This is a genomic window from Streptomyces sp. NPDC058741, from assembly GCF_042746715.1.
Taxonomy (GTDB): domain Bacteria; phylum Actinomycetota; class Actinomycetes; order Streptomycetales; family Streptomycetaceae; genus Streptomyces.
In genome coordinates this window covers 47,743-53,834 of the sequence record NZ_JBHYQH010000046.1, presented here as the reverse complement: position 1 = coordinate 53,834, position 6,092 = coordinate 47,743, and the positions used below count along the sequence as shown (strand labels likewise).

Here is a 6,092-nt window from a genome sequence, read left to right as displayed (position 1 = left end):
GCACCCGGGAGCGGGTGCCGCCCGCCAAGGCGGTCAGGTCCCGGCGCGGCTCCGGGCCACTGCCCTCCTCAGCAGCGGCCAGGCCAGCAGCAGCACGATGACCGCGTACACGGTCACCGCGAACGGCGTGTTCACCAGGCCCGTGACGCTGCCGTCGCTGATCTGCAGGGCGCGCCGCAGCTGCTGCTCGGCGTTCGGGCCGAGGATCACACCGATGACGGCCGGCAGCACCGGGAGGCCGTAGCGGCGCATGCCGAAGCCGATCAGGCCGATCACCAGCAGGATCACCAGGTCGATCACCTCGCCGCCCACCGCGTAGGCGCCGACCGCCGCGAAGAACATGATCCCGGCGTACAGGTACGGCCGCGGGACGCGCAGCAGCTTCGCCCACACCGGCGCCAGCGGCAGGTTGAGCGCGAGCAGCAGCACCATGCCGATGAACAGCGAGGCGATCAGGCCCCACACCAGGTCCGGTTCGCGCTCGAACAGCAGCGGGCCGGGCTGGATGCCGTACTGCTGGAAGGCCGCCAGCATCACGGCCGCGACCGCCGTGGTCGGCAGCCCCAGCGTCAGCATCGAGACCAGCGTGCCCGCCGCCGAGGCCGACGCCGCCGACTCCGGCCCCGCCACGCCCTCGATGGCCCCCTTGCCCCACTCGTCCCTGTGCTTCGACAGGCGCTTCTCCGCCACGTACGACAGGAAGGTCGGGATCTCCGCGCCGCCCGCCGGGATCGCGCCGAACGGGAAACCGATGAACGGGCCGCGCAGCCACGACTTCCACGTCCGGTTCACGTCCCCGCGCCCCAGCCACGGACGCCCCACCGGGATCGGCTCGGGCGGCCTGCGCCGCAGGTGCGCCGCCACCCAGAGGGCCTCACCGATCGCGAAGAGGCCGACCGCGACGATGACGACGTCGATGCCGTCGGCGAGCTGGAGCGAGCCGAACGTCAGGCGCTGCTGACCGGTCATCTGGTCGAGCCCCACCAGACCGAGGGTCAGGCCGATCAGGAGGGAGGCGAGGCCCCGGATGCGGGACGAACCCAGCACCGACGTCACCGCGATGAACGCCAGCACCATGATGGCGAAATAGTCCGGCGCACCGATGTCCACGGCCAGCTCGGCGACCGTCGGCGCGAGGGCCACCAGCAGGACCGTGCCGATCAGACCGCCCGCGAAGTGACCGATCGCGGCCGCCGCGAGAGCCTGCGCGCCGCGCCCGGACTTGGCCATGGGGTTGCCCTCCATGGCCGCCACCACCGCCGCGCTCTCCCCTGGTGTGTTGAGCAGGATCGAGGTGGTCGAGCCGCCGAACATCGCCCCGTAGTAGATGCCGGCGAACATGATGAACGCGCCGATCGGGTCGAGCCCGTACGTCACCGGCAGCAGCAGCGCGACGGCCATGGCCGGGCCGATGCCGGGCAGCACTCCGATCGCCGTGCCGAGCAGCACCCCGATCGCGGCCCACAGCAGATTGACGGGGGTGAGGGCCGTGCCGAAGCCGTCCATCAGGGAGGTCAGGGCGTCCATGTCACAGCACTCCCATCAGCGGACCGCCGGGCAGGGGCACTCCGAGCAGGTTGTTGAAGACGGTGTAGGTCACCAGGGACAGCCCGGCCGCGATGAGCGGATCGCGGTCGGTCCTGCGGCTGCCGAGCGCGTACGCCGCGCCCCAGAACAGCAGCGCGCCCGCGACGGGGAAACCGAGCGGTTCGATCAGGACGGCCGCGCCGAGGAACACCCCGGCGAGCAGCAGCACCGTGCGGAAGTCGGCCGGCTCGGACAGGTCGACGTCCTCACTGCCCTCGGCCTGGCCCCGGCCGCCGCGCAGCACGTCCACCGCGAGCAGGGCGGCGATCACGAGCAGTCCGGCGCCGACGACGACCGGCACGGTCCTGGGGCCGACCGGGCCGCGCTGGGCGATGTCGACGTCCATGGTGAGCGCGTCGGTCAGGACGAGCACGCCCAGCACCAGCAGCAGCGCGCACACGCCGAGCTCGGAGTGCTCCCGCAGCCACGGGCGGCGTTCACGGCGCCGCGCGGGAGGAGTGTCGGTGGTCTGCGCCGTCACAGTCCCAGCTCCTTCAGCACCGACACCACGCGCTTGTCCTCGGAGTCGAGGAAGGCGCCGAACTCCTCACCGGTCAGGAAGGCGTCGTCCCAGCCGTTCTTCCGCAGGGACGTGCGCCACTCCTCCGAGTCGTGCAGCTCCTGAACCAGCCGCACGAGCTTGTCCCGCTCGCCGTCGTTCAGGCCGGGCGGGGCGACGATGCCGCGCCAGTTGGTGAAGTTCACGTCGTACCCCGCCTCCCGCAGCGTGGGCGCGTCCAGACCGTCGACCCGCTCGGGGCCGGTGACCGCGAGGAGCCGCAGCTCGCCCGCCTTGATCTGGTCGAGGTACTCGCCGACGCCGGACACGCCGAAGGCGACCTTGTTGCCGAGGATGGAGGCGAGCAGCTCGCCGCCCCCGTCGAAGGGGATGTAGTTGACCTGCCTGGGGGATATGCCCGCGGCCCGTGCCATCAGCATCGGGGCGAGGTGGTCCGGTCCTCCGGGCGAGGAGCCGCCGCCCACCGGCAGCTTGCCCGGGTCCTTCCTCCAGGCGCCGATCAGGTCGCCGATCGTCCGGTACGGGGAGTCCTTCGCGACCACCACCACGTCCTGCTCCTCGGTGAGCCGGGCGATCGGCGTGGTGTCGCCGAGCGTCTTCGGCGCGTCGTTGGAGCGGACGGCGCCCACGACCCCGAGGCCCATGGACATGGCGAGCTTGCCGTTGCCGTGCTCGCTGACCAGCCGGCTCAGTCCCACGGTGCCGCCCGCGCCGGGCAGGTTGAACACCTCGATGCTGTGGGTCAGTCCGGCGTCCTCGGCGTTCTTCGCGGCCGTCCTGGCCGTGATGTCGTAGCCGCCGCCGGGCGTGTTGGGGACCATGAAGCGCAGGCCCGGGATCTGAGTGCCGGTCTCGGTGCCGCTGCCGGTGGTCAGCAGCGGCGGTCCGACGAGCACGAGCACGGCGGCCCCGAGCAGGGCGAGGGGAGTGCGCAGGCGCACGAATGCCACCACCTGTAGGTACGTCGTTGCGGGGAGATGAAGGCCCTGTGGGGGAGGGTGAAGTGGGCCACATGCTGCCCCGGTGCCCACGCGCTGTCTCGCTTGCGGAACCAACGGAGGTTCTGGTCTTTGCGGTCGCCGGAAGGGCGACCGGCGGACCCCGTCACCCCTCGGTGGCGACCGCGCGGCGGAACCGATCCGCATGCCCGCCGGACCACCGGAGAAACCCACGAATTCGACTGTGTGTTCGCCGGACGGCCGGGCATCAGGGACAGCGGAGGTTGATGACCATGGTTCCCTTGCTTCTCGTCCTGCTGCTGGCCCTGATCCTGTTCGGCGCCGGCTTCGCCCTCAAGGCCCTGTGGTGGATCGCGGTGATCGTGCTGGTCCTGTGGCTGCTCGGCTTCGTGCTGCGCAGCGCGGACAGCGGCGGCCGCAAGGGTCGCTGGTACCGCTGGTAGACGGGCGCGGTACACCGCCCCTCATCCGGCAAGGGCGCACAAAGCGCCAGGAATGGGGTAGACGACAGTGACCCGGTTCTTCCGTACGAAAGGCGTTCCCGTCCCATGGCCGAAACCAACGACGTCGTAGAGCTCATCCTCAAGGACCACCGGCGCATGGAAGACCTCTTCCGGCAGATGCGCAGCGTCGAGGCGGACCGGGCCACCGCGCTGCGGGAGTTCGCGGACCTGCTGATCGCGCACGCGCTGGCCGAGGAGTCCAAGGTCTACCCGGCCCTCAAGCGGTACAAGGGCATCGACGACGAAGAGGTCGAGCACGGCGAGCACGAGCACGACGAGGGCAACCAGGCCCTCCTGGAGCTCCTCGAGGTCGAGGAGGTCGGCTCCGACGCGTGGGACGAAAAGCTCGAGGAGCTCGTGCAGGCCGTGACCCACCACGCCGACGAGGAGGAGCGCACGATCCTCAACGGCGCGCGGGAGAACGTGGCCATGGAGCGGCGCGAGGAACTGGGTCTGGCGTTCGTCCAGGAGCGTGAGCGTCACCTGGAGGCGGGCTGCGGCTCGGTGGACAACGTGCGCAAGATCGTCGAGTCCTGATCCGAGCACGCCGGCCCTGACGGCCACGCGCGGGACGGAGCCCGGACCTCGATCGGTCCGGGCTCCGTCGCGTCATCCGGCGGGTCCTCCGCCCGACCACTCCGGACGGCGGCCGCTCGCCGGTGGGGAAACCCCTCCGGACCCGGGGGAACGCCGTTGTCCGTGGCAGGGGCGGCCACCGGGAACCCCGCCCCAAGCCGGGAGGGTGCGCGGACGGACCTGGTGCGGGCCGGCAGGGGGGTGGTCCGGACAATCTCCCGCGCCTGGGATCGCTTCCCGAGCACAAGCCCTGTCCAAGCGTGTGTCCGCCGGCCGTCCGACGAGCGCCGCATGTCCTTGTCCCCCGCCGGCCGCCGCGTGGCCGTCCTGGGCTCCGGAGCCATCGTCAGCGGCGGTCATCCGCGCTGCGGGCCCACTCCGACCGGGTGGACCTGGTGGCCGCCGTCGACGTGGACCGGCAGCGCCTCGACGCCTTCCGCGCGCCGCCAGGTGACCAGGTCGCCCCCATGGTGCGCGGCGATCTGCGCGTCACCGTGCTGGTGCAGAACGGCGGCCTTCCCGAGGCCGGGGACGCCGTCTTCACCTTCCCGCCCGAGGTGCTCGCCGACCCGGAGCGGTACGCCGCCGCCGCGGCCCTGCCGCCCGGCACGGGACCCGAGACGGCCGCGCCCGCCCGGCGCCGGCGGGACCTCGCCGTCGAGGGCTACCTCGCTCTGCGCGAGGCGCTCGTCGCCGGTGACACGGCCCCGTACCGGGAGTTCCAGCGGCCCGCCGCGCGCCTGGTGCGCGACCGGGTGCGCGACCGGGTGCCCGCCCGGGTGCCCGCCCGGGTGCCCGCCCGGCGCGAGCTGTGGCGCATCGGCGCCCTCGCCGACGCGGAACGCACCGGCGCCCAGCGCGACGCCCTGGCCGCCGGCGACCCCGGCCACCTCGCCGAGGCCACCGCCCACGAGGCCGCACCCGCCCGGCTCGGCGGCTTCGGCAGGTGCGGACGCCGCGACGAGTACGTGCTGCCGGGCACCACGCTGCCGCATCCGTGAGGTGTCCTGGGGTGGCCCGAAGGCAGGCTCCGAGAGGGCTCAGCCGACACTCCGGTGAGAGGAGGGCACCTCAGTCACTCCGGCATCCCGGGCACAGGACGAAGGGGTTCCGCGCGTCGGCCGCCGCACCGGTGCCGGGTGGCCGCGGCTGACCGCCGCTCAGCCGCCCTCCGGTCCGCCGATCGTGATGCGCGGCCACGACCGGGCCGTGGCGAGGAGGGCCTGGGCGCGGGCGGAGGGCGTGGCCGCTGCCGCCGCCAGGGCCGCCGCGGCGCTCGCGATGCCGAGGACCGCACCCGCGGCCACGTCGCCCGGGTAGTGGACGCCGGTGTGGACGCGGGAGTAGCCGACGGCACTCGCCAGCGCGCCGAGCGGCACCGCGGCCGGGGGCAGGACCACGCCGACGGCCGTGGCGAACGCGACCGCCGAGGCCGTGTGTCCGGAGGGGAACGAGGCCGACGTGGGCATCGGGACGTGCCGGTCCACCGTGACCCGGGCGGCCTCCCGGTCCGGCCGGGCCCGGCGCACCAGGCGCTTGCCGAGGAGGTTGGCGGACGCCGAGGCCACGGCGATCGCCCCGACCCCGGCGAGCGCCGCCCTGCGCGGACGCTTGCCGGCGAGCGCCAGGGCGGCGGCGATGGCGAAGGAGATCTTCGAGTGGTCGGCCGCGTGGGACAGATGGCGCAGCGTCCGGTCGAGGGTGGGGGTCGGGGTGGCGGCGACCGCCGCGTACAGCGCGCCGTCCACGGCCCTGAGATCGCCGAACACGGCGGACAGGAGCCCGCCGCGCGCGCCCGCGGACGTCTCGTCCGCGGGCGGCGGACGGAGGGCTTCGGCGTCTGTGATCCTCGGATCGGTCATGTGCTTCTCCCCGCAGTGGCCTTCCTCAGCACGGTACCGGCTCGCGCCGGGCGCACACTCGGTGCCCCCACGGGCCGGTACCTCC

At 73.3% G+C, this 6,092-nt stretch carries 7 protein-coding genes; 3 read left to right on the top strand and 4 right to left on the bottom strand.

Features of this window, described 5'->3' with window-relative positions; genetic code table 11:
• Positions 1–33: 33 nt before the first annotated feature.
• From ACFW6P_RS27630 to ACFW6P_RS27620, 3 genes are read right to left on the bottom strand one after another with little or no spacing between them, the layout of a single operon-like run.
• Positions 34–1,527: a tripartite tricarboxylate transporter permease gene (locus ACFW6P_RS27630; RefSeq protein ID WP_386425159.1), complete on the bottom strand. Its 1,494-nt coding sequence runs from the start codon at positions 1,525–1,527 to the stop codon at positions 34–36.
• A gap of 1 nt (position 1,528) precedes the next feature.
• Positions 1,529–2,068 (bottom strand): tripartite tricarboxylate transporter TctB family protein, encoded by a 540-nt coding sequence (locus ACFW6P_RS27625; RefSeq protein WP_386425156.1) that lies wholly within the window; start codon positions 2,066–2,068, stop codon positions 1,529–1,531.
• A complete protein-coding gene (locus tag ACFW6P_RS27620; RefSeq protein ID WP_386358865.1) occupies positions 2,065–3,048 on the bottom strand; it encodes a Bug family tripartite tricarboxylate transporter substrate binding protein in 984 nt (327 codons plus the stop codon). The genes ACFW6P_RS27625 and ACFW6P_RS27620 overlap by 4 nt, the downstream gene beginning before the upstream one ends.
• 290 nt (positions 3,049–3,338) lie before the next feature.
• Between ACFW6P_RS27620 and ACFW6P_RS27615 the strand changes: the two genes are divergently transcribed.
• The 3 genes from ACFW6P_RS27615 (at position 3,339) to ACFW6P_RS27605 (ending at position 5,146) form a co-directional block, all read left to right on the top strand.
• Positions 3,339–3,509: a DUF5670 family protein gene (locus tag ACFW6P_RS27615; protein ID WP_031108245.1), complete on the top strand. Its 171-nt coding sequence runs from the start codon at positions 3,339–3,341 to the stop codon at positions 3,507–3,509.
• Positions 3,510–3,614: 105 nt separating this feature from the next.
• Entirely contained in the window at positions 3,615–4,106 is a 492-nt protein-coding gene (locus tag ACFW6P_RS27610; RefSeq protein WP_386358852.1) for a hemerythrin domain-containing protein, read from the top strand.
• A 449-nt stretch (positions 4,107–4,555) separates the two neighbouring features.
• On the top strand, positions 4,556–5,146 hold the full coding sequence (locus tag ACFW6P_RS27605; protein ID WP_386358864.1) for a cupin: 591 nt from the start codon (positions 4,556–4,558) through the stop codon (positions 5,144–5,146).
• 159 nt (positions 5,147–5,305) lie between these two features.
• Here ACFW6P_RS27605 and ACFW6P_RS27600 read toward each other — a convergent pair whose 3' ends face one another.
• Positions 5,306–6,007 carry a phosphatase PAP2 family protein gene (locus tag ACFW6P_RS27600; RefSeq protein WP_386358850.1) on the bottom strand — a complete coding sequence of 234 codons (702 nt, stop codon included), beginning with the start codon at positions 6,005–6,007 and terminating at the stop codon, positions 5,306–5,308.
• Between the last annotated feature and the right edge of the window lie 85 nt (positions 6,008–6,092).